Here is a 23,463-nt window from a genome sequence, read left to right on the forward strand (position 1 = left end):
AACTCGACCCAACCTAATTTTTATAAGAGTAAAAAAATAGAACTCGAAGCAGTATAGCTTCTAAGTTCTGTATAAAATTATTTATCCAGCAACAAAAAATTGGCAAATAATCAAAGATTAATGTACTAAAGTTATTACTCACTAATCCAGAAAACCAAGTATATCTTTAACTGCTGTCCTTGCTTGAAACACTTAACTTGGGTCAATTCCATAGTGTTTTATTCCAATAATCACACATAAGAAGTGTGCTATAGATCAGAAAAATTTGAATACTTTGCTATGAGTAATTCAAAGTTAGATGATGAACTTTAACTTATAGAACACGTTTACCTGGGATAAAAAAGAAACCAGATCAAAATTTAACTTTTGACCCAATCCCCGTTTCACTATAAATATGACAAATACGATTATTATTTTTAACCATCAAAAAACTACTTCATATAGTCCATAACAGATGTCTGCATTACTTTTGTACCCATTGCCAAAGTCGCTTGGTATGTTGCCATTTGGCTAGTATACTCAACATATTTCGAAGCAACATCTACATCTTGCTTGTCTGATAAGCTATCTGTCAAATTAGTATTTTCTGTCTCATTACGTGATTGTACAGAGGTTAGCCGGTTTTCAAGTGCTCCTAACTTAGATCTGACGTTAACAAAATTTTGGCGATAATCTTCGAATTTAGTCATTATGCCATTTGACAAAGAGGTAGTATCACCATTATTTAATGCTGTGACTAGATCATTGAAAAATGTTCCCAAATTCTTTGGCTCCGCCGTTGTTCCTGATTCATCTAAAAACTGACTCCCATCAGTTACCAAGCTAACAGTTGTTCCTTTAGACACCTCACGACTCAAATTATCCGTTGTTCCACTATACTTGATTCCCGTAATATCACCATTGTCATCTTTTTCAACTGAAAATGGTTGGGTCGTTGTATTTTGCCCTGCAAAAATATATTTACCACCATAATTTGTATTCAGTGAATCAACAATACTTTCAATATTTTGCTGAATTTCATCTTTATTTGCTTTAAATTCATCACTATCAGCTGTGCTATTGGCGGAGGACTGAATCAATGTTTTAATTCGCAACATCGCTGTATTAACATCACCTAAGGCCGAGTCTTGCGTTTTAGTCCATGTCAGTGAATCCGAAATAGTCGATGAATCACTCTCGTTTTGTGAAATCAAGTCCTTCAAATTCATTATTTGCGAAGCAGCAAGCGGATCATCCGAAGACTTGTTAACCAATTTAGAACTTGATAATTGGCTCATTGTGTTCTGCACCTTATTAGAATTAATAGAAAGATTGGATAAAAAATCGCTATAGACCATACTGCTAGAAATTCTCATATTGCTCACGCTCCAGTATTATTAATTAAAGTATCCAACATTTCCGAGACAACTGATAACAAACGTGCATTTGCCTGAAAACCTTGTTGGTACTTAATAATATTCGACATTTCTTCATTTAATGATACCCCCGAGACAGATGCGTCCTTTTCTTCAAGCTGTGTTAAGACACTCTGTTGTGCAGTTGCAGTGTTATCGGCTGATTGTTTAGAAATACCATTCTTAGTGACAGTATTATTGAACTCATTTGCAAAAGTCGACCCTGTTTGACTGCTGGTAAAGCTCATCGAAGTGCTGTCATATGTTGCAAGTTCTGTGTCAGAAACAGGGAAATCGAGTTTTGTGCCTGCTAATGCTGCAATTGCAGCAGCCTTAGTTCCATCCCCTGATGCAGTCGTCTTACCAGCACTGATACCTGTAACATTATTACTAACATCCGAGCTGAGTGTGATATTTGCTGCATAGTTATCTCCTGTTCCAAGATTAAAGAACCCTGTAGTACTTGAGGATCCGTTCGTATATACCATATTTGTTGTCTTAGCAATCGTTTCTGCAAAATCATTCAAATCTTGTAAACGATCCTGAGTTTCCCCGATTGCTGCTTGCAGACCGCCAATGGTTCCTGAAGAAACATTTAGTTTCTGATAATCTGTAGATTCGGCGGAGTTAGATAGTACGACCGTTCCCACTGCGTATTGGGTATCCGTCGTACCTACATCACTACTATCGCCCCCAACTGCTAACGTTGACCCGCTTGCAGTACTTGTAGTAACCACACTCAATGTTGACATATTTGTACTGGTCAATACATCTTGCCCATCAAGCTGAACAAACGCACGCCCATAATTATCAGTCGTAGTGGTTATATTGGCTAAGCCAGACAAATCCTTTAAGACCGAATCTCTTGTATCCAATAAATCATTAGGAGATTCACCTCTGCTAGACATATTGTAAATTTGCTCGTTCAAATTCTGCAGCTGTTCGACCTTATTATTGAAATCAAGCACATTCTTATTCACACTTTGGACTGTACTGCTGTTAAGACTACTAATATCATTTGCCATACTATTCAATGTATCTGCAAAAGTGCTAGCATTTTCCGCGACTAACGTTTTAGCAGTATCAGATTCTGGGTTATTGGAAAGCCCTGTCCAGCTGCTTGTCAGTGTTGATAATTGCGTCAGCAATCCATTATCAGAAGGCTCGTTGAAGACATTCTCCAAATCACCTAAGACATCTGACTTTTCTGTTGCAAATTGGTAATTAGAGTTGGCATTGCGAATCTGTCCACGAACAAAATCATCGACAATTCTTTCAACACCTGCTGATTTCACACCTGTACCAAGCGTTCCAACACCTGGAACCGTATATGCACTGTTTGTCTCTAGGTCGACTCGTTGACGAGAATATCCATCAGTACTGGTATTCGCGATATTGTGACTGCTCGTCTGCAGTGCAACCTGATTTGCACTTAATCCGCTCGTTGCATTATTTAATGTTCCAAACAACCCTGCCATTTTTATTACCTCTCAAATTTCTTCATCAACAAAGTTAGTACGCGGCTGTGCATATACTTGCGCGCCTTTCGAATACGTACCAGCCGGACTGCTAAGATTTTTTTTAACGGCCGTCATCAGCATCTCTTGATAACCAATTGCCTGTCTTGTAAGCAGCATGTTCTCCTCCTGCTGCGTCTTAATTACAGTAATCAATTCGCGTACCTTTTCAGAAATATTTCCTTGATAACCTTCTAAGACCTTCACAAAGACTTCTTTTTCTGGCAGCAGATTTGTGAGACTCTCTCCGTCATCTTTAATTAGATAGTCCTTTTCTTTTTTTAACAGCTTAACAAAGTTTCCTAAATGCCGCTCAAATTCTTTTGTTTGCATACTAATCTTCCTTTTGCATGTCCACTTGCGCCATCATCCGTTTAGCAATATCATCTGCCGAAATCTTGTAATTCCCACTATTGATTGCACTCTTGAGACTTGCAACTTTCTTCAAGTCAATCTCAGGTTCAACCTGACCTTGCATTATCTGCTGTGCCCGCTCTGATAATTCAACACTTGTTGATTCTTCAGTTGAGTTCTTATTAGTTTGATTTTTACTTGCGGCTAACTGTGTATTTTTCGTGAACTTAGCAGCTTGATCGCCATATATATTATTGGTTCCTTGATAGCCTTCTATCTTCAAAATACCCAACTCCTTCCATAAAAAAGTATCATATATTTAATATCGGCACAACAAAAAAAAGTTAAACCACTTTCGTTTAACTTTTTTCAATCTATTTAAGACGATTTATTCTTTGCGTAGGTGATAAAATATTCGTAATTCTAATACCGAAGTTCTCATTGATTACGACAACCTCACCAGTTGCAATCGGCTTCCCATTAAGTAATATCTCAAGTGGCTCATCGGTTAAGCGGTCTAATTCAATAACAGATCCTGTCCCAAAAGATAATATATCACGCACTTTCTTCTCACTTCTGCCCAACACAACACTCAGGTTTAACGGCACATCCAATAATAAATCCAGGTTGTCACCTTCGGCCTTTCGTTCATCATTTAGTACCTGAAATTCTGGTTTGCTTACCTCAACAGTTTTCCCTACGGCAGGTTCTTCTTGCTGCGGAACTGCCTTTGTTGCTGATTTCTTGCTCACTTCAGCAACCGGCTCAACAGCAGTTTGCTCATCATTCCTAACTGTCGTTGCCTTATCGGAAAGCATTGCCTTTGAGATATCTTCCACCATATCCGCAGTGAAAATCTGCATAATTTCACTTTCAATTAAACCCTCAACGGATAATGAAAATGAAATGCGATATACATCAGCATTACTATCAAGATTATCATAGTGAACGGCTTCTGGATCTTCCCATAACTTGACATTTGGTGGTAAAATATCAACCTTACGGTTTATCATGGTTGCCATAGATGTCGATGCCGAACCAATCATTTGGTTCATTGCTTCCGCGACTGCGCTTAATTCCAAATCAGTAAACTGTTTATTTTCAGGCTTTCCGTCTCCTCCCATCATTAAATCTGCAATTACAATTGCATCTTTAACCTCAAGAAGTAACAGATTTGAACCGACTAATCCTTCCTTAAAACCTACGACAGTTGAAACCTTGGGTGTACTTATAGCATCTAAAATAGCACCAAACTTTGTCGATTCTACTCTTGGAGTAGTTATGCTCACACGTTTATTTAAAATAGATGACAGGGTCGTTGCTGCCTGAGACATTGATATATTGCCTACTTCTCCAATAACATCTTGTTTTGTTTTCTCATCAATATCGCTTTTCACTTCAGTAGTATCATTTGTCGCTGCTCCTGCCATCATTGCATCAATTTCTTCTTGTGATAGACTGTCACTCATTGAGTCTCCCCCTCTAACTTGTCGATTAATTCTACAGCAATCTGATTATTTTTCTTACCTAATTTGACACTATAATACGGACTGCCTTCAACATATGAATCAAGCGGCTCGTTAATCTTACTACCTAGCTTCAAAATATCTCCTGGCTCTAAGTGCAGAAAGTTGGATAATTCCAGCTCCGACTCTCCAAGAACTACTTGTAAATCAAGACCAATATTGTTCATGCTCTCTTTTAACTTGCGCTCATCATTTGCACTATATTCCTGATTTGAGTCAAACCAATTGTGAAAACTTAATTTATCTGTGAGTCCTTCAAAGAATACATATGGGACACAAATATTAATAAAGCTGTCAACCTCACCTATTCTAACAGTAAATGTTATCATCACAACTGGCTCATTTGGCGACATATTTTGAAGCAACTGTGGGTTACTATCCAACTCATCAAATTCAGTCTGTAATTCAATAATATCTTTCCAAACATTTTCATAAATTTTTGTCATCTCAACAACAATTTCCTTTAGAAGTGTCAATTCAATATCTGTAAAAGTATCCTTACCCTTTACAAAAACATTCTCTTGCTTGCCAATATCCACTCCTCCACAAAGCAGTTCCACTATCATCATACATAACTGTGGATTCATCTCTAGAATCTGAATTCCCTTTAACGGTTCAGAATGGAATAGACCTAACAAAGTAAATCGTGGAACCGAATGAATAAATTCATCATAACTGACCTGCTCAATAGATGCCAAATTAAGATTAATATTTGCCCGCAAGAGTGTTGAGAGAACATTACTACTGACCTTAGAAAAGTCTTCGAAAATCATGTGCAACGTATTGACATACTCTTTAGACAGCTTTGTCGGTCTTCTGAAATCATAGCTCTTTACTTTGAGTTCTTCTTCTTTTTCAATTTTTTCTTCTACGATTTCACCGTTGTTCATTGCGTTCAACAGAGAATCAATTTCTTGTTGTGTCAATACTTGATCCACTTTGATCCCTCACTTATCAAAAAATCAGTTGATTTATCTCTATAACACTTGCTACATTTTCCTCAACAGTTGTCGCACCAATATAATATTTCTTATCCGAAGTGCTTTCAAGTTGAATTTGTCCCTGTTCAATATCAATGACCTTCAACACTTCATCTATCAATAATCCTTTACGATTATCCTCGTTCTTCATTATCAAGATATTCATTTTCTTCTTAATTGGCGGTAAATCAATCAGTTCTGCCAACCCTATCACTGTCAAGACGCTGCCTCTCAAGTTTATCAATCCCTGTACCCACTTGGGTGCTAATGGTATTCCTGTTATCTCCACAGTATCTATTACTTCTTCAACGGACTCCGCTGAAACCATAAAATTCTGCTGGTTCATTTTGAAGAGAATCATTTGCACAGCCCAACATCTCCTAACGTTTAAGATAGTGCCTTGTCTAAAGCCTTGATAACTCGATCTGTATCAAAAGGCTTAACAATAAAGTCAACTGCTCCTGCTCGAATTGCTTCCATAACCATTCCCTGTTGCCCCATTGCACTGCACATTACAACTTTTGCATTACCATCAAAATTCTTAATTAATTTTAGAGATTCAATTCCATCAACTTCGGGCATAGTAATATCCATTGTAACTAAATCTGGTTTTGCAGCTTGATACTTGTCAAACGCATCTTGTCCATTTTCAGCTTCTTCTGCAACTTCATAACCATTTTTTTCTAGGATATCCCTCAATTTCATTCTCATAAAAACCGCATCATCAACGATTAAGACTCTTTTTGCCATTTTATTGCTCCTTTCAAACTCGTAAAGACTCTACCATTTTATTCAAAACACCCTGCTCTGGAATTAAAAATAACGATGAATCAATTTTTTCATCTGCATATATAAATTCGTTTCTCATAATCATTATTTGATCATCATAGTGTTCCAATGCTAAGTAAGAACTACTGATAATAGCACCAAAATAATCTTCCTGTGTTCGTGGCACTGATGATTGTATTTCTGCATTCAATAATCCTTCAATCGCACTTAGAAAGGAGTTGGTTACTATGTTGGTTAATTCACTAATCGCTGATATTTCCAATTCATTTGATGTCGAGTTTCCACCCAACAATAACTTAACCAATTTTTTAATCGATTTATCCGGGATTATTAGAAGAAAGACCCCTTTGTAATCGCCCTTAAAATTACTAATAGTAGCATGGACCTCTTCATCTTCAGCATACATTTCTTTGTATAGTTCATGATAACTTAAAAAACTGATTTCGGGAACATGCATATTGATTTTTTGGTTAATAAGTTTTGAAATACTTGTTGCTGCATTGCCGCCACCAATATTTATGATTTCTCTTATTGCATCTAATTCAATGTCAGTATATTCCATTAGCTTTCAACCGGCTTGCCTTGGCAAATAGCATTGACATCCAGAATAAGAGCAATTGAACCATTTCCAAAGATTGTTGCACCCTGAAACTTATTAAGTTTTTGAATAATGATATCGATTTTCTTAATTACAATTTCTTGTTGCCCAATCAATTCATTCACCAATACTGCAAAATATTGCTTATCGCTTTTAACAACAATCGCAAATTGCTTGGCATTTTCTTCATTAGTCAAACCTAAGACTTGGTCTACTCTAATGACCGGAATCAACCCCTCTTGGTACTCTACTACTTCCTTATCCATACTAGTAATTATTTCTTTTTCTTGGATTACAACAACTCGTTCAACAACGTCCAACGGAATTGCAAAACTTTCGTTAGCAACTCTTACCATCAATGCTTGAATAATTGACAACGTTAACGGCAACTTGATTAAGAATCTGGTACCAACATGGAGTTCGGTCTTCATCTCCAACGATCCACCCAAATCACTGATCTTGGCCATTACCGCATCTAAGCCTACACCGCGCCCAGAAATATTAGTAATTTTCTTAGCAGTTGAAAAACCTGGGTGAAAAATCAAATTAATTAATTCATCATCTGTCATCCCTGTTGTATCAATTCCCTTGCTCTCTGCACTTTCCTTCATGACCTGTGGATCAAGTCCCTTACCATCATCCTCGAGTGTAATATTGACCTGATTTCCCTCTTGATATGCAGATAGTTTGATTATGCCCTTTACTGGTTTACCATATTTCTGCCGAACTTCTGCACTCTCGATCCCATGGTCTGCCGAATTACGCAATAGATGAATTAGAGGTTCACTCAATTCTGAAACCACAGTCTTATCTAGCTCGGTTTCTTCACCCTCAACTACCAGTTCCATATCCTTATCAAGCTCTCTCGCTAAATCCCTAACCATGCGGGGAAAGCGGCTGAAAACAACACTGACTTGCTGCATCCTAATTTTTAAGACCAAATCCTGCAATTCAGAAGTCAAACGTGAGACTTGTTCTAATGAATCTTTGACCTCAGTTGCATCATTTCTTTTGTTTGCATCATCCAGTTGGTTACGGTAAACAACCAATTCGGAGACTAAATTCAAGAATAGATCCAAACGTGATAAATCAACCCTGATTGACTGATTTCTTGCAGCACTTGGATGTTTGTTTGGTGTACTATTTTTCTTTTCTTTTGCTTTCATAGGTTTCTTTGGTGTATTTTCAGCTGGTTTAGCGATTGGCGATTCTTCCGTAGTTTGTACCTGTTCTTTACCGTTCAAAACCTTTGTACTATCAAATTCTTCTACGATAAAGGTATCAATTTCGCTATTGCTATCAATATTTGCTTCAACCTGTTCCTTTGTACTCTTCGTCAAATAAATCAACTTGAAGTCAGTATCAAATTCACCATTTTCAAGTAAGTCAGCAGTAGGTTCCGTATAGATCACGTCGCCTTCTTGCTCCAGATGTTCGATTATCAAGAATGCACGTGGGCCTTTAAGCATTGATTCTTTATCTATTCGAATTGCCACCGCAAATGCATTATATCCTTGTGACCTTGCTTTTTTTACAACATCAATATCTGCATCTTCACTGTTATTTAATCCTGTAGTGAGTTCTTCAGACTTGCTGGTCGTATTGTGTACTTCCTCAGTCGTTGTGCCATTAACACTCTTTTCAACATCAATTAATTTCTTTAGTAACTCGCTAATCTGGTCTTCTGATAACTCCTGATCATTGCGCAAATCCTCTACCAATTGTGACAATTTATCCAAGCATTCAAATATCAACGATATGTATTCGCTTGTGACTTTTAATTTGCCAGATTTGAAAAAGTCAAAAAGGTTTTCCATCTTATGAGTTAACTTGGTCATTACATCGTAGCCCATTGTTGCAGACATTCCCTTTAAAGTGTGTGCTGCTCTAAAAATCTCATTGACTAAATCTATATTTTGGGGCTCGCTTTCCAATTCCAGAACATCATCATTTAATTTTTGAAGATTATCATCGCTTTCTTCAAAAAATAGATTACGGTATACACTATTGTCGTCCATTAATCAAATCTCCTTCCGCATTAGACTTTTCTATATATAAAAGTATCAACTTTTTCAAGATTGAACTTACTGGGCTCATTTATTGTTTCGGTTGCTCCTGTGAACAACAGTCCGCCTTTACTAAGTGCTTCGCTAAACTTTCGATAAACTTCGTCACGTGCCTCTAGCTTAAAATAAATAGTGACATTGCGACAAACTATTACTTGAACATTTTTAGGATATTTTGTTCCCAATAAATCCTGCTTTTCAAAAGAAACATATTTCTTAATCTCTTTGTTTACAGCATATCTATCGGGTCCAATTTCACTAAAGTACTTCAGCAAGTCACCGGGTTCGACCTTCGTTAACTCCGCTTTTGCATACTCACCCTGTCTCGCCCTTGCTAGAATATTATCATCAATATCAGTTGCAAGGATGCTAGTGTTTCTGACTTTGTTCTTATTCAAAATCATTGCTAACGAGTATGGCTCTGCACCCGTTGAACAAGCAGCACTCCAAAGCTTTATATGCTCGAATCGTGGAACCACTTCTTGCATAAAACAACGTTCGAATGTCTCAAATATCTCTTTATTTCTAAAAAAATCTGTGACATTGATTGTTATATGCTTTACGAATGCATTATATGCATCTCGGTCTTTCTCAAGAATGCGTGCATAGTCCTCAATCGTTTTTGCACCCGTAGAATTCATAATATTTGTTATTCTGCGTTGCATTTGTCTTTCTTTATAATTATCTAAATCAATTCCTACATTTTCTTGTACCCATTTGTTGAAGAAAATAAAATTCTGTGTCATCTTCTCACCCAATCATCTGTTGCAGTCTCTGACATACTCCCTCTAAGCTTAAAACCTCATCGACAACCCCTGCCTCAATCGCACTACGTGGCATTCCAAAAATGACACTGCTCTGCTCATCTTGCGCAATTGTATGGCCTCCAAAATCTTTTATTCTGCTCATACCAATCGTTCCGTCTTTTCCCATTCCAGTTAAAACAATTCCTGCAAGCCGCTCTTTATAGGTATCTGCAGCTGAAATAAATAAATTATCAACAGCTGGTCTTGTCCCATTTTGTTTGGGTCCTTGATTCAAAGATATCTTGCCATTTCTGACTATCATATGAAAATCCCCTGGTGCAACATATATCTTAGGCTCAATCTTAAGTCCATCTTTTGCTTCAACAACTTCACTTTTACTTTCCTGATTCAGTCTTTCAGCAAATGATGTGGTAAAACCCTTAGGCATATGCTGGACTATTAATACCGGTATCTTTGTAGCAATATTTAGTGAACGGATTATTTTAAGCAGTGTCTTGGGTCCGCCAGTTGATGCACCAATTACCACAGCTCTGAGAGTACTAAAATCATTTTCAATTGTTTTTGCACCTACAAAAAGATTCACTTTACTAACAAAATCACTTCTTGTTTCACTATCAATTCCCCTAACCTTTGTTAAAAATTCCTCCAACCATTCATTTTCTAGACTCATTAAGTTGTTTGGCTTCTCAATAAAATCAGTGGCTCCTGTAGCTAAAGCTTCAATCGTATTCTCTTTTTTACTCAATGCACTCAAGATAATTACTGGAACATCATTAGTACGCCGAATGATTTTAAGTGCTTCTAATCCATTCATTGTTGGCATCTCAATGTCCATTAGCACCAAGTCATAATTATTCTGCTCAATCAATTCAATCGCTTGCTTACCGTTTCTTGCAGTATCCGTCACACGCAAGTCATTTTGCTTTTCGACAATGTCCGTAATTACTTTTCGCATGAATGCTGAATCATCAACAACTAAAATATTCATAAAATCCGTCTTTCTATATATACACGATTTCGTGGTTAACAATTCTCACCATTGTATTAAAATCCTTCAAGTCGACTATCATTGTTCTTCCACTATTTCCGCCAACATGTTCTGCAATAATTGGGATTTTTAAACTAGCTAAAGAACTCTTGACAGCTAACACATTGCGTTGCCCAATGCTCAAACCAGAACCATTATTGAAATTAAACATGTTAGCTCCACCAACAATTTTGGCAGTCAAATCTGCATTAGGTGATTTTTTCTTAATTTGTGAAACCATTTCTGGAATTGCTAAATTTGCAAATTTTGCATTATTAAGTATGCCTTTATTTTCAAATGGCACACTATCTGGAAGCATTATATGACTTAATCCACCGATTTTTGTCTTTTTATCATAGATAAGTGTCCCCACACAAGAACCCAAACCGACAGTTATCAATTTTTCTGTTTCCGTTCCTAACTTATATTCCGCAATCCCAACTTTTATTTCATTCCCTAGTACTGTCATCAAAAGTACCTTCTGACGCAGTCTCTTCAAGTGCATCCATTATTTGATCTTCTTGCCTGTTATTGAAAAGATATGCTAAATTAATTGAAATCACAATATCATCCTTGAGCTTCAAAAACTTGTCCACATAACCTCTTTTTAAATTTGCCTTTTCAATCTCGGTCTCATACTCTGTCTCAGTCAGTTCTGTAATCCCAACTATTTCCTCAATCAATAATCCTAGCGAATTATCTTGCCAATTGCACAAAATAACCTTAGAGCTTGGGCTGTCCTCAACTTTTTCACCAAAAAGCTTATTTTTAAAATCAATAATTGGCGCCATCGTATCATTATATTCGACTGCACCTAGCACATAGTCGGGTACCTCCGGAAGCACAATAAACTTTGGAGATTCTACTACTCTTTTCACTATGCTTACTGGCAATGCGAACATCTGCTCATGACTTTTAAATACAATATACTGATCCACCATCTAAAGCCATCTCCCTTAAATTAACCTTTTTAAAGTTTAAAACTATCCACTTGGAATTTCAGAACATCTGCAATATCTTCAATCTCTCTGACATTCTTTTCAAATTCCTTAACATTCAACTGAAGCTCCTCAATATTTGCAGTTACTTCTTGTGTTCCTGCCGATGTATCAGAAATGGCTGAAGAAATATTCTCCACTGAATGACCAACCATGTTTTTCTCTTCAATTACTGCTGATACATTTTTTTCGATTTTCTGAATACTATCAACAAATTTCTTGACTATGACTGAGATCTGTTCAGTTGAATTAATTGCTTGACCAATATAATTTGTTTGCTGTTCTCCACTCTCATATGAAATATTTAAAGAAGAGGCCATATGCTCTGATTTATTTCTGATCAGTGTGATTATCTCTCTAATATTCTTTGTTGACTCGCTACTTTGTTCTGCAAGACTTCTGACCTCTTCAGCTACAATCGCAAAGCCCCGTCCTGCTTCCCCTGCTCTTGCTGCTTCAATTGAGGCATTGAGTGCTAGGAGGTTTGTCTGTTCAGAAATATCCGTGATCAATGCAACAATATTGCCAATACTCTGAATATCCTTATTCATTTCATCCATTTCTGTAACTAATTGTGCTTGTGCCTTGCGCTCTTCTTCCCAGTTACTTGATACTTGAACCATCATGGTTGAGTTGCTCGAATTCGTCTCCTTTGATTCTTCAACATACCCATTCATTAATTCAATCTCACTGTATATTTTCTCTATTTTGTTAGAGAGTTCTTGCATGTCATTCGATGTCTGTTCGGCTTCTGCAGCCTGTGAACCTGAAGCTTCCGAAATGTTTCCCATTGTTGTTTTGACACCATCAACCGAACTATTTGCATCCTCAAGAACCTTAACAAGATTTTGTGCCATTCCACTCATTTTTGTACTTTCACTTTTCATTCCAATGATTACGGCCATAAAAGTGTTCGCAAAGCTGTGCACATCATCTTTTATTTTAGAAATCGCTGGATCGTCTTTTTTTGATGGTGTCAGATCATCTAGGCTGGAGAAATCTCCTGAAACAACCTGATTGATTTTCTGATGGACATATTCAAGCTCTCTCTTATAAGGGTTTGCTGCAATATAATTCAAGGCAACACACAGAATCAGGTGCAACACCAATACAACTACTGCAAAAATAAAAAATTTAGTTCTGATCGCAGTATCGGTGCTCCCACTAACCAGCATTAAATAGGCAATAATTAATACAAGCAAGGTGAAAATAATTGGCTTAAATGCACCTATTTTCAACTTTACGGTTCTCTTAGGGACTTTCTTTAAACTTTTCTTGGTCATTACTTAATACCCCTTCCGACATGAACAACATATATTTAGATTCGAGCAAGATTAGTTAAAAACTTACGCAACTCTATACTTTTCATATCGGAAATTTATTGAAATTATTAAGACTTCATTACCAGATATACACGTCTTTATTATCAGGATATCTAGTGTATCCACCGCCTTGTTCGTCTCTAATCAATTCCCCACTGCTTAATTCGAGTACCCTTTCGCGCACCGTATTTACCATAGTACTATCATGCGTTGCCATAATGACTGTTGTCCCCATACTATTGATCTTAAAAAAAAGCTTCATTATTTCTAATGCAGCTTTTGAATCCAAGTTTGCTGTTGGTTCATCAGCCAGAACAATCGCTGGGTAATTGACAATTGCTCTAGCGATTGCTACTCTCTTTTGCTGACCAATTGATAATTCGTTAATTTTTCTATCACTCTTGTTGAGCATACCCACAACATCCAGGACATCATTTGTTCTCACCATTACCTCATTGTCATTAGCATCGCTCACAGCTGCAACACACACTGCAACATTCTCAAAGACTGTGCGTTTGGATAAGAACAAGTCATTTTGCATTACAATCCCCAGCTGTCTTCTTAAATGATAGAGCTGCTTATGATTGATTCGGTTAACAAAAGTATTTCCTATCTTAATACTTCCAGAAGTTTGCTCTTCTTCACGATACAAAAGCTTCAGCAAGGTTGATTTCCCTGCTCCACTAGCACCAATTACATAGACAAATTCACCCTGCTTAATTGAAAAGTTAATATTTTGTAAAGCATGAATCTTCCCCTTATATATCTTTGAAACTTTTCTCGCTTCTATCAATTGATGTCTCACCTCTTACAATATTAATCGGCTAAGCGGTTAATTACCTCAAACATATCATCCGTTGACTGAAGTGCTTTGGCATTCATCTGATATGCTCTTTGGGTTGCAATCATGTCCGTCATCGAGCTTGCTAAATCAACAGTTGAAGTTTCCAAATACCCTTGCTTGACACTTGCATTTGTCATCACCTGCAATTGATTCTCATTCGTAACAGTATAATTATTATTGCCAACACTCACTAAATCTTCATTATTTTGCGGTAAATACATTCTTAGTTTTCCCACCGAAGTGCTGTTTCCATTGTTCACAATACTTATACTGCCATCGCTAGCAACACTCAAATCACCCTTGGGCCAATTCGTTTCAGGCACAGTTGCATCAACAGCCACTTTATTCCCACTTGCGTTCACCAACTGTCCAGTGCTATCGCGTTTAAAGCTACCATCACGTGTCAGCAATAATTCACCATTTTGCCCGTATACCCCAAAGAAACCTTGCCCTTGTATCGCAAAATCAGTTGCACTCCCAGTCTGTTGCAAGCTCCCTTGCGTGAAGTTAACTGATTCACCATTGACTGCTACTCCAGTATTTAAACCAAGATTTGTTCCAGATATTAGATTTGCTTCTTGCGTTGTTGTCTGATTATTGACTAACTCTTGAAAAGTCGTGTCCCTATTCTTATAGCCAACTGTATCTGAATTTGCAATATTATTTGCAATGTTGTCCATATTATTTTGTAAGCCATTCATCCCAGACTTATTAATCGATAAAATACCCGAAATATTCATCTAAATCAACCTCTATGCCTTCCCTAAACTATTGACTGCCTTATCTAGCGTTTCATTGGTTGAACTCAAAACCTTTTGATTAGCTTCAAACTCTCTACCTGTTTGCATTAACGTTACCATTTCATCTGACATCGAAACATTCGACTGCTCCAAGTAACCTTGCATCACATTAGGATTCGTATCAACTTGCACATTTTGATTAGTCGTATAATAGCCGTTCCCTGCGTCCGTTAACTGCTGTTCATTAGCAATGCTTGCTATCCTAAAAGACGGATCATCACTTGCACTAACCGCCTGTCCATTCGCTCCCACAACTTGATAGCCTTCTTGCGTTGTATATTGATTTTGATTATTAAGCTTGAAATTTCCATTCCTTGTATATGCAAGTGAACCATCATTCATTCTAACTGTAAAATATCCATTGCTATTAATCGCAAAGTCGGTCGTTCTCCCAGTCTCTTTCATTGTGCCTTTGCTACTATCAATATAAGAACCATCAATAGCATTACCAAATGTAAATCCACCAATGTTTTGTCTTTCAGAAACTGTTGCGCCTCCTTGGTGATTTTCAAATTGCACCTCTTTTAATGTTGATTGGAATAGCTGCTTTGCCTGATACCCTGTTGTATTGACATTAGCGATATTTCCACTAGTATTTTCTTGCCTTTTGAGTAAAACATCTAGACTTTGCTCTATCGTATCTAACCCTCGTATCATGACAATTCATCCTCCATCGATAATTTTAGCTTTGCAATTACTTTCCCATGAATCTGCGAAACGCGCGCAATTGAAATATCTAAAATTGCAGCAATCTCCTTTAAAGTTGCTTCCTCCTTGTAGTACAAGCTCAAGATTAGTTGCTCACGCTCATTTAGCTTTCTTATACATCTTGTAAGAGCCATTTCACGTTCTTCTCCAATTAACTTTTGTTCAGCATTAGTTCCACTTTTGTCAGGTATAATATCTCCTAGCGAGATTCCACCTTCTCCTTCTGTAGGGAAGATCGTTCCTTCAAGAGAAATACTAGCCAAATAATGAATGTTTTCATATATCTCATTCAATTGTGTAATGGATATTCCCATTTTTTCACAGATTTCACTGTCAGAGACTTCCCTTTTGTGATCCTGTTCGAGAACCTGTTTTGCCTTGTAAAAATCATTAATCGCAACCATCTTATATCTTGAGATTCTTGAATGTTTCCGAACTTCGTCAATAATTGCGCCCCTGATTCTGATTGCCGCATAGCTCTCAAAAGGAACTTTCTTCGTAGAATCAAACTTGTGTAAAGCATCGATCAAACCGATCACACCAATATTATAATAATCGCTATATTCATACTCAGTACTTTTAATCGGAACTCTTTTAGCAACTCTTTCAACTAAAGGAAGATATTTCAAGACTTCATCTTCAGTGCTAGTTTCATACATATTATCTCTATCCTCCCTCATCAAAAATTTTTAAACATTAATTGTTCCTACAGTTTCAATCGAAATTTCATTAGGGACTTCATTTAAAGACAAAATCGACATATTGGGAAAATTAAAGGAAACTAACTTTCGAAAGGCCAGTCTGATTTTGGGAGAAGTTAATACTACAAACTCAATATTCTTAAGTGTCAGTTCCTGCTGAATCTTGTTAATAGCTTCTAGAATTTGATTGACTGAATCTGGCTTCAACACCGGATATGAGCCAGTAGCCGTTTTTTGAATACTTTGCGTAATTAATTCCTCCACCTTCGGATGAATTGTTACTACTTTAATATTCTTTTGCTCATCAGCGTACTTAGCAGCAATTGTTCTTCTTAGCGCTTGTCTTACATATTCAGTTAATACCTCTGTATCTTTTGTAACTGATCCATAATCCGCCAAGGTTTCCAGAATTGTTGCCAAGTCATTAATTGGAATTTTTTCTTCCAATAAGTTTTGTAAAACTTTTTCAACCTCTCCCAAGCGTAAAATATCCGGTATCAATTCATCTATTACAACATTATTCTGATCTTTTATTCCTTCTAATAACTTCTGAACCTCTTGTCTACCAAGAAGTTCTGGTGCATTACCAAAAATTATTTCTTTCAAATGTGTGGCAATTACTGTCAAAGGTTCAATGATTGTAAATCCCTGAACTTCAGCAGCTTCTTTGTCTTTTTGATCAATCCACATTGCATCAATACTAAATGCTGGTTCCTTTGTCGGAATACCCTTGAATGGGAACGGTTCATCATCGGGACTGATAATCATCAACTTATCTGCGTAAATCTGACCTGCTCCAACTTCGTTTCCTCTAATTTTAATAGAATAGTCATTCGACTCAAGATACAAGTTGTCTCGTATCCTGACTGGATGTACCAAGATTCCAAGTTCTCTGGCTGTTTGTTTGCGAATAGCAACTATTCTACTCATTAAGCTGTTATCAATCGTACTGTCCACCAACGAAATCAATCCATAGCCAATTTCAATTGCGATGGGTTCAACCTGAAAAGAGGAGACCGACTCATCTTCTTCTTGTTCCTTTTTCTTGCGTTTCAACGCCAATTTCTGTTCTTCTTCTTTTTTTCTAATTGCTGTTTTTTGTTCTGTTTGTTTAATAACCATACTTGCAACAAACATTCCAATCCCAATAAATAAGAAAGGTAGGAAAGGAAAACCTGGCACTATTGCCAGTATCAACAAAATTACACCGACGATTCTAAATAAGATAGGATATCTTACGACATCAGACGAAATATCCAAACCAAAAGAACTATTGTTATCTGAACGAGTAACTATAATCCCGGATGCGATTGAAATCAGAAGTGAAGGAATCGCACTGACTAAGCCATCACCGATTGACAGTTTTCCAAATTGAGCTAATGCATCAGTTATTGATAAATCACCTTTCATGGTAAAAATAATGGTCCCTGCTATCAGATTGATCAAGGTGATCATAATGCTTGCAATTGCATCACCTTTAACAAACTTGCTGGCTCCATCCATCGAACCATAAAAATCGGCTTCTCGTTGTAAATCCTTTCTGCGATTTCTAGCTTGTTCTTCATTTATTAACCCAGAATTCAAATCAGAATCAATCGCCATCTGTTTTCCTGGCATCGCATCAAGCGTAAATCTTGCAGAAACCTCAGAAACACGTCCTGCACCATTAGTCACAACCACTAGTTGTACAACCATAATAATAATGAATAAAATAATTCCAACGATATAATTACTGCCTGCCACAACATTGGCAAAGGCAGCAATTACATTTCCACCATTACCCTCAGTCAGTATTAAACGAGTTGAAGACATATTCAAACCAAGCTTGAACATTGTTGTAATTAATAACAATGTTGGGAAAGTCGTAAATTCTAGAACACTCTTAGTGAATAGTGTAATAAGTAAAATATTGATTGCAACTGCTAGGTTAATAACAATTAGTATATCCAATGCCATTGCGGGCAGCGGTATTATTATTAATCCGATAATACTGATTACTAAGAACGAAACAATCACATCAGCATAGTTTAATGTTCTTTTCTTCTTAAGCCTCTTTTTACCCATTTATCTACTAATCCCCCAAAACTCAATCTAAATCTTATTTTTTTCTTTCTCTTCCAACTGGTAAACTAGTGCTACAATTGTTGCAACTGATTCATACATCTCTGCTGGTATAAATTCACCAGGTTCGACCTTAGCAAAGATGGCTCTGGCAACAGGCCTGTTCTCAATCATTGGTACATGCATTTTCTTGGCCTCTGCTTTCATTCGCTGTGCTAATTCATCCGCACCTTTTGCCAAAAGCAGTGGAATCCCTTCCTTTTGCGGATCATACTTGATTGCAATTGCATAATGCGTCGGATTTGTAACCATCACAGTTGCTTCCTTGACCTTTGAAATTGCATTGCGCGACATCGCCTGATACCTAGCTTTTCGCTGTGCCTTGACCTTTGGATCTCCTTCTTGTTGTTTGAATTCATCTTTAATTTCTTGCTTAGTCATTCGCAAGCTCTTATAGTGCGTATATCTTTGATACCCATAATCAAAAATTGCAACAACTACGAGAAAGAAAGATATTTTTTCAATTAATGACCTAGTAAAATCTAAGACAAAATAAAGTATTTTTTGAACTCCTACATCATTCAAATTAATTATTGTTGGAATTTCCGACATGAATTGCTGATAGCAGAGATAAATGATAATCCCTAACTTCGCAAGTGTTTTTGCCACATTAACCAATGATCTCAGACCTAGCATTTGTTTAAACCCATTAATCGGATTTAATTTTTTAAAATCGGGTTTTAGTGGCTTCCATGTAAACAACAATCCGACTTGCAGGATATTAACAAATGATCCGAGAAAAATACTGATCAGCATAAATGGGCTTGCTAGTAAAATTATCATTAGCACAGCTTGAACTGCTACTCGCGGCAGATCATTCATCTCGACCTTAAAATCTGCAATTTGTTCAAGCATTTGTGTCAAATAGGGTAAGAATTCCTTGAGAATAAATTCCCACAGAGGAAGAATGACAAATGCAAAAATTAATAAGGAGATCGCAATATTCAACTCCGGTGTTTTGGGAACTTCTCCTTTTTTCTTTGCATCCTTTAATCTTTTAGGAGTTGGTTTTTCTGTTTTCCCATCTTTGTCAGCCATCTTAATCTCCTATTTTACAGATTTTATGAACTCAAGCATGTCCCCTATTCCCTCAGAAAGGTTATTCCCCAAAAAGCTTGCCAAACTTGATAAAGCAAGTAAAAAAATTACAATACTAACAATTGTTTTTACAGAAAGACTCATCATTAGGATATTAATCTGTGGAATTGATCTTGAGATAACTCCCAACAAAATATCAATCACAAGTACGGCTACTACCATAGGTGCTGCCAGACTAACCGACATCTCGACCGTCTTCTCAAATAACTGAACAACCCCATCTACTGATGCTCCATTTATATTCTCAGTGCCTAGCGGAACAATCTTGAAAGAATTAATAACCCCATAAATCATTAGATTTTGCAAATCGAGCATAAAGAAGACGGAAACTGTCAACCAGTAATAAAGCTTACTGAACTGGGCAGATTGAACATCTGTCATAGTGTCATATGCTTGTGCCATAGAAAATCCCACTTGAAAATCAATCATCTGGCCTGCCATCATAACTCCGCTAAAAACAAGCTGGCTTAGATAACCCATTGCTAATCCAAAGAGGACTTCTTTGATAGCCACTTCTCCCAAAAGTACCATGTTAGTAATTTCTTTATATTCTGTAATTGCAGGGTAGGCTGAAATCGCTAAGCTTCCTCCTACGACAAGTTTTGCAAAATTAGGAAAACCCTTCTGTGAAAAGATTGGACAAATCACGATAAATGACATCACCCTGCACAATAGAAGCGCTCCTACCTGAACCACGACCATTTGACCACCTCACAACTTTGAAATCATCTTGAATACATTCTTCGTAAATTCAAGAAGAATTGTTATCATGAAGTTGCCTGCCAAAATCAGAGTAATTAAAATCGCAACCAGCTTCGGTACAAAACTCAGGGTCTGCTCTTGAATCTGAGTAGTAGCCTGAAGGATACTAATTATTAGCCCAACTAACATTCCAATTCCAACTGCTGGACCTGAAATTAAAATAATCCTAATAAAAGCATCCCTAATAACCTGTAAAACTACTTCGATTGTCATAAAATCTACCTAACTCCCTAATAAAAACTCTTGATTAGTGACTCTACTAGTAAGTACCAGCCATCTACAAGTACAAACAACAGAATTTTAAACGGTAACGAAATCATGACTGGTGATAACATCACCATTCCCATTGACATCAAAATACTTGAGACTACCATATCGATAATCAAGAATGGGATAAACAACAGAAATCCTATACTAAAAGCTGTGCGCAGCTCACTAATCACAAAAGCTGGGGTAATTATCGTCAACGGTATATTTTTGTACTTTTTAGTATTAACTTTCTCTTTAGACACATCAACAAAAAGCTGGATATCCTTTTGTCTTGTCTGACCATACATGAATTCCTTTATTCGGTCCTCTGAGCGGTCAAATACCTGCTGCTGCGTTATCTCACTTTGGTTATACGGCTTGATTGCATCCTGGTAAATATCTGTATAAACCGGGCGCATTGTAAAAAATGTTAGGAATAAAGCTAGTCCAAGCAACACCTGGTTGGGTGGATTTTGCTGTGTTCCAAGTGCACTTCTTGCAAATGAAAGTACCATTATAATCCTCGTAAAAGACGTCATCATTACTAACAAGATCGGAGTAATCGATAACAAAGTCAACAAGATAAAGGTATTAACGGTAGTAGTAGAGCTTGAATTATTATTCAGTAAATTATTAACAGTCGACGTAATATCTTTGGTACTAATAGCAGAAACCGTAGTAGGAAATAGGAACAGTTTCCAAAAACAGATATTAATTACGGCTAACCCCATGGCAATTTTCTTCTTCATTATCTTTTCCTCTTCTTAAGCGCTTGAATCTTATCACTCATATCTTGAAGAATTTGTTTGAAATCCTTACTATTGTGCTCGCTGCTTTTAGCCTTTTCCAACGAGTCCAACAATTGGGCCACTTCATAGTCATTCAATTCTTTCAAAATCTCATTATGGTTTTCTGAGAAACTCATCACATAGTAAGTATCGATAACTTGTACTATTCCAATAGAGGAGGTCTTACTCACTGCAATCTTTTGAATGATTCTAAAATTTTTTTTACTCTGATTAGTATATTTCCCCAGGGTTTTTAAACAAATATTAATCATGAAAATGATAATTATTAAAAAGACAATTGTTTTGAAAACCGTAATATATATATCCATCTTTTCCCTTTTCTATTGAATAACCAAATTTGTAATAAATACATCTTCTACTATTTTTGTTCCATACGCTTTATTAATAGTGTCCCGTAGTTGACTTTTTAATCCCGCAAGGCTATCTGAAGATCCTAGAATATCACTTGCCTTTTTTTGCCTAATAACATTTATAACACTGTCTCTGACAACTGCGACATCCTTCTTAACTTTGGTTTTCTGCTCTGAATTTGCGACTAAAAATGATAAGGTGATTTGGGCATATTGTGCATTATCCGATCCATCTTCATTAGTCAAATTAATCACAAATTTTTTAACGGGCACTAACTGCTGCTTCCCCGAAACAACTGTCTTAGCATGGTGCTTAACTGTCTCTTTTTTCGAACCTAATGCACTCATTATCTTTGGTGTAACGACTGTCCCAACTACTCCACCGCTTGTTGCCACCACAAGTAATATCAACATCCACAAAATCCATTTTTTCCCTTTTTTTTCACTTTTTTCTTTTGCCATGAGTGACTATCTACATCTCCTTATTAATGGCGTTTAAGTTCTGTGACTCCACAAGAATTTCTTTCCGATATTCGATTATTAATTTTTTTATTTCAATTGCTTTATTCTTTACAATTATATTTCTATCATCCGTAAGCGTAATTATTGTATCCGGAGTTTCTTCGATTTTAAAAATTAAATCTGCATTCAGGAAAAATGTTTTTCCATTTAGACCTACTAATTCAATCAACCCTTGTCCTCCTTATTATTAATCAAGCATTCGTTATTATGATTGCTTCAAGTTAATTAATGTTTGTAACATTTCATCTGATGTAGTAATCGTTTTTGCATTTGCTTGGTATGCCCTATTCGCAACAATCATTTCCGTGAATTCACTAGATAAATCGACATTAGACATCTCTAGTTCACCTGACACCAAAGTTCCTGTGCCTGTATCCCCAGGATTTGATATGATAGCCGCCCCCGAGTTCGATGAAACTGCAAAGTTGTTACCCCCAACATTTTCAAGCCCTGCGGCATTATTAAAGGTTGCCAAGGAAACCTTGCCCAACACGAAATTCTGACTACCATATTTACCAATAACAAGACCACTCTGATCAACCGACACAGAATCATAATTAAGCGTCTGACCATTAACTGTAATGGTGCTTGGAATTGTTAATGCGGATAGGCTTCCAGAAGCCGCAAGTGCATTATCTGTATTAGTTCCGTCTGTATATTCTGTTAGTGGGGTCGTCGCTGCTCGGCCCATAACTTTAAATCCATCACTCGTTGTTAAATTCCCCTGATTATCCCTGGAAAATGCGCCGTCTCTTGTATACAGGTTCTCGCCCTTCTCGTTTTGAGCGATGAAATATCCACCACCATTTATATAAAAGTCAAGTGTTCGTCCCGTTGATTGGGGTGAACCTGTCGAAGTATCTTTATCTATCGAACCAGCTTGAACCCCAAGTCCGATTTGCTTCGCATTTGTACCACCTAAATTATTAGATGCAGATGATGCAGTGGACATATTTTGACTCATTAAGTCTTCAAAAATAACACGACTTGATTTAAAACCCATTGTATTTACATTAGCAATATTATCCGAGATTACATCCATCTTTGTTTGAAAACCTTTCATACCACTAACACCAGAATAAAGCGATTTTAACATTTAAAATTCCTCCTATAGGTTAATCTCTCCTCAATCAGTCAGAGAGTTAATTAGGCTTCCTTATA

The 23,463-nt window shown here is 36.8% G+C and carries 28 protein-coding genes; all 28 read right to left on the reverse strand.

Translation table 11 applies throughout. The features are described from left to right. Nucleotides 1–431: 431 nt before the first annotated feature. The 28 genes from flgL to FFX44_RS08700 all read right to left on the reverse strand — a co-directional run bounded on the left by flgL (nt 432) and on the right by FFX44_RS08700 (nt 23,398). Complete coding sequence (gene flgL / locus FFX44_RS08565) at nt 432–1,355, reverse strand: flagellar hook-associated protein FlgL (protein WP_289979992.1); 924 nt, start codon at nt 1,353–1,355, stop codon at nt 432–434. Nucleotides 1,356–1,360: 5 nt separating this feature from the next. Continuing rightward, the gene (gene flgK / locus FFX44_RS08570; RefSeq protein WP_289979994.1) at nt 1,361–2,872 is read right to left on the reverse strand and encodes a flagellar hook-associated protein FlgK; all 1,512 of its coding nucleotides are present in this window, start codon (nt 2,870–2,872) and stop codon (nt 1,361–1,363) included. Between the two features lie 12 nt (nt 2,873–2,884). After that, entirely contained in the window at nt 2,885–3,244 is a 360-nt protein-coding gene (locus FFX44_RS08575; protein ID WP_289979995.1) for a flagella synthesis protein, read from the reverse strand. 1 nt (nt 3,245) lies between these two features. Then, entirely contained in the window at nt 3,246–3,548 is a 303-nt protein-coding gene (gene flgM / locus FFX44_RS08580) for a flagellar biosynthesis anti-sigma factor FlgM (RefSeq protein WP_289979996.1), read from the reverse strand. Between the two features lie 91 nt (nt 3,549–3,639). After that, complete coding sequence (fliY, locus tag FFX44_RS08585) at nt 3,640–4,734, reverse strand: flagellar motor switch phosphatase FliY (protein ID WP_289979997.1); 1,095 nt, start codon at nt 4,732–4,734, stop codon at nt 3,640–3,642. Beyond that, entirely contained in the window at nt 4,731–5,729 is a 999-nt protein-coding gene (fliM, locus tag FFX44_RS08590; protein WP_289979998.1) for a flagellar motor switch protein FliM, read from the reverse strand. The genes fliY and fliM overlap by 4 nt, the downstream gene beginning before the upstream one ends. A 16-nt stretch (nt 5,730–5,745) precedes the next feature. Next, entirely contained in the window at nt 5,746–6,138 is a 393-nt protein-coding gene (locus tag FFX44_RS08595) for a chemotaxis protein CheW (protein WP_289980000.1), read from the reverse strand. Between the two features lie 20 nt (nt 6,139–6,158). Next, nucleotides 6,159–6,521 (reverse strand): response regulator, encoded by a 363-nt coding sequence (locus tag FFX44_RS08600; RefSeq protein ID WP_289980001.1) that lies wholly within the window; start codon nt 6,519–6,521, stop codon nt 6,159–6,161. Nucleotides 6,522–6,534: 13 nt separating this feature from the next. Further along, nucleotides 6,535–7,122 (reverse strand): chemotaxis protein CheC, encoded by a 588-nt coding sequence (locus FFX44_RS08605; protein ID WP_289980003.1) that lies wholly within the window; start codon nt 7,120–7,122, stop codon nt 6,535–6,537. After that, the gene (locus FFX44_RS08610) at nt 7,122–9,176 is read right to left on the reverse strand and encodes a chemotaxis protein CheA (protein WP_289980005.1); all 2,055 of its coding nucleotides are present in this window, start codon (nt 9,174–9,176) and stop codon (nt 7,122–7,124) included. Before FFX44_RS08610 ends, FFX44_RS08605 begins: the two co-directional genes overlap by 1 nt. A gap of 20 nt (nt 9,177–9,196) precedes the next feature. Continuing rightward, nucleotides 9,197–9,970: a protein-glutamate O-methyltransferase CheR gene (locus FFX44_RS08615; protein ID WP_289980006.1), complete on the reverse strand. Its 774-nt coding sequence runs from the start codon at nt 9,968–9,970 to the stop codon at nt 9,197–9,199. 4 nt (nt 9,971–9,974) lie between these two features. Then, nucleotides 9,975–10,979 carry a chemotaxis-specific protein-glutamate methyltransferase CheB gene (cheB, locus tag FFX44_RS08620; protein WP_289980010.1) on the reverse strand — a complete coding sequence of 335 codons (1,005 nt, stop codon included), beginning with the start codon at nt 10,977–10,979 and terminating at the stop codon, nt 9,975–9,977. A gap of 13 nt (nt 10,980–10,992) precedes the next feature. After that, on the reverse strand, nt 10,993–11,487 hold the full coding sequence (locus tag FFX44_RS08625; RefSeq protein ID WP_289980012.1) for a chemotaxis protein CheD: 495 nt from the start codon (nt 11,485–11,487) through the stop codon (nt 10,993–10,995). Continuing rightward, nucleotides 11,468–11,959: a chemotaxis protein CheW gene (locus FFX44_RS08630; protein WP_289980016.1), complete on the reverse strand. Its 492-nt coding sequence runs from the start codon at nt 11,957–11,959 to the stop codon at nt 11,468–11,470. Before FFX44_RS08630 ends, FFX44_RS08625 begins: the two co-directional genes overlap by 20 nt. Nucleotides 11,960–11,988: 29 nt before the next feature. Then, a complete protein-coding gene (locus FFX44_RS08635; RefSeq protein ID WP_289980017.1) occupies nt 11,989–13,299 on the reverse strand; it encodes a methyl-accepting chemotaxis protein in 1,311 nt (436 codons plus the stop codon). Between the two features lie 118 nt (nt 13,300–13,417). Then, complete coding sequence (locus FFX44_RS08640; RefSeq protein WP_289980018.1) at nt 13,418–14,131, reverse strand: ATP-binding cassette domain-containing protein; 714 nt, start codon at nt 14,129–14,131, stop codon at nt 13,418–13,420. A 23-nt stretch (nt 14,132–14,154) separates the two neighbouring features. Beyond that, complete coding sequence (locus FFX44_RS08645; protein ID WP_289980019.1) at nt 14,155–14,922, reverse strand: flagellar hook-basal body protein; 768 nt, start codon at nt 14,920–14,922, stop codon at nt 14,155–14,157. Nucleotides 14,923–14,934: 12 nt separating this feature from the next. After that, nucleotides 14,935–15,639: a flagellar hook-basal body complex protein gene (locus FFX44_RS08650; protein ID WP_289980020.1), complete on the reverse strand. Its 705-nt coding sequence runs from the start codon at nt 15,637–15,639 to the stop codon at nt 14,935–14,937. Next, nucleotides 15,636–16,349, reverse strand: a complete 714-nt coding sequence (locus FFX44_RS08655) for a FliA/WhiG family RNA polymerase sigma factor (RefSeq protein ID WP_289980021.1) — start codon at nt 16,347–16,349, stop codon at nt 15,636–15,638. Before FFX44_RS08655 ends, FFX44_RS08650 begins: the two co-directional genes overlap by 4 nt. A gap of 30 nt (nt 16,350–16,379) precedes the next feature. Continuing rightward, nucleotides 16,380–18,455, reverse strand: coding sequence for a flagellar biosynthesis protein FlhA (flhA, locus tag FFX44_RS08660; protein ID WP_289980022.1), 2,076 nt, complete (start codon nt 18,453–18,455; stop codon nt 16,380–16,382). A gap of 27 nt (nt 18,456–18,482) precedes the next feature. Continuing rightward, nucleotides 18,483–19,550 (reverse strand): EscU/YscU/HrcU family type III secretion system export apparatus switch protein, encoded by a 1,068-nt coding sequence (locus tag FFX44_RS08665; protein WP_289980023.1) that lies wholly within the window; start codon nt 19,548–19,550, stop codon nt 18,483–18,485. 9 nt (nt 19,551–19,559) lie between these two features. Then, nucleotides 19,560–20,312, reverse strand: coding sequence for a flagellar biosynthetic protein FliR (locus FFX44_RS08670; RefSeq protein ID WP_289980024.1), 753 nt, complete (start codon nt 20,310–20,312; stop codon nt 19,560–19,562). Nucleotides 20,313–20,321: 9 nt separating this feature from the next. Beyond that, nucleotides 20,322–20,585 (reverse strand): flagellar biosynthesis protein FliQ, encoded by a 264-nt coding sequence (gene fliQ, locus FFX44_RS08675; RefSeq protein WP_289980025.1) that lies wholly within the window; start codon nt 20,583–20,585, stop codon nt 20,322–20,324. Nucleotides 20,586–20,602: 17 nt separating this feature from the next. Beyond that, nucleotides 20,603–21,352 carry a flagellar type III secretion system pore protein FliP gene (gene fliP, locus FFX44_RS08680; RefSeq protein ID WP_289980084.1) on the reverse strand — a complete coding sequence of 250 codons (750 nt, stop codon included), beginning with the start codon at nt 21,350–21,352 and terminating at the stop codon, nt 20,603–20,605. Nucleotides 21,353–21,369: 17 nt separating this feature from the next. Next, complete coding sequence (locus FFX44_RS08685) at nt 21,370–21,738, reverse strand: flagellar biosynthetic protein FliO (protein ID WP_289980026.1); 369 nt, start codon at nt 21,736–21,738, stop codon at nt 21,370–21,372. A gap of 12 nt (nt 21,739–21,750) precedes the next feature. After that, complete coding sequence (locus tag FFX44_RS08690) at nt 21,751–22,242, reverse strand: flagellar basal body-associated FliL family protein (protein ID WP_289980027.1); 492 nt, start codon at nt 22,240–22,242, stop codon at nt 21,751–21,753. Between the two features lie 10 nt (nt 22,243–22,252). Beyond that, nucleotides 22,253–22,471, reverse strand: a complete 219-nt coding sequence (locus tag FFX44_RS08695; RefSeq protein ID WP_289980029.1) for a flagellar FlbD family protein — start codon at nt 22,469–22,471, stop codon at nt 22,253–22,255. Between the two features lie 36 nt (nt 22,472–22,507). Beyond that, complete coding sequence (locus FFX44_RS08700; RefSeq protein WP_289980031.1) at nt 22,508–23,398, reverse strand: flagellar hook-basal body complex protein; 891 nt, start codon at nt 23,396–23,398, stop codon at nt 22,508–22,510. Nucleotides 23,399–23,463 lie beyond the last annotated feature (65 nt).

The sequence above is a fragment of the Lactobacillus sp. UCMA15818 genome (assembly GCF_030400225.1).
GTDB lineage: Bacteria > Bacillota > Bacilli > Lactobacillales > Lactobacillaceae > Liquorilactobacillus.